Consider the following 779-nt stretch of genomic DNA (forward strand, 5'->3'; position numbering starts at 1 on the left):
ACCATTAGAGACGAAGCTAATAATAATGCTGCGCTCCTCTTGAATAATATCGGCAATACCACAGGCATATTCGTAAACACGGTACATCCAACAGTAACGTTGTCTACCACTGCGGCCATTGTCAATGCACCGTTTACTGTAACTGCTGTATTCAGCGAAGTGGTAAATGGTCTTACAACCGGAGACTTTACGTTGACTAACGCTACAGCAGCTGCGCCGCAAACCACCGACAACATTACTTATACCATCGTCATCACACCGATAACTGATGGAGCTGTCGACGTTTCATTGCCGGCAGATGTAGCGGTGAATATTGGTGGCAACGGTAACACTGCGAGCAACACGATTAGTGTAACAGCAGATGTGACGGCGCCGGTAGTAACACAGGTAAGTGTACCTGCGAATGGTTATTATAAAGCCGGCAGTGTGTTGAGCTTTACAGTAGCGTACAGTGAAAACGTGCTCGTTAATACTACTGGCGGGGTGCCATCGATTAGTGTAAACATAGGCGGAACAAATGTTTCAGCGATTTACACAGGAGGCACCGGTACACAGAATTTATCCTTCAGTTACACCGTACAGAATGGCGACCTGGATCTGGACGGCATCACGCTTGGTACTAGTATGTCACTGAATGGCGCTACCATTAGAGACGAAGCTAATAATAATGCTGCGCTCCTCTTGAATAATATCGGCAATACCACAGGCATATTCGTAAACACGGTACATCCAACAGTAACGTTGTCTACCACTGCGGCCATTGTCAATGCACCGTTTAC

Annotated in this window: 1 protein-coding gene; it reads left to right on the top strand. The window is 46.6% G+C overall.

The genetic code is table 11. The features are described from left to right. Positions 1-779, top strand: a 779-nt coding sequence (locus AC1DCV_RS35715; protein ID WP_477027673.1) for an Ig-like domain-containing protein, incomplete at both ends; no start/stop codon positions are given.

This window comes from Chitinophaga sp. 10T418, assembly GCF_056394125.1.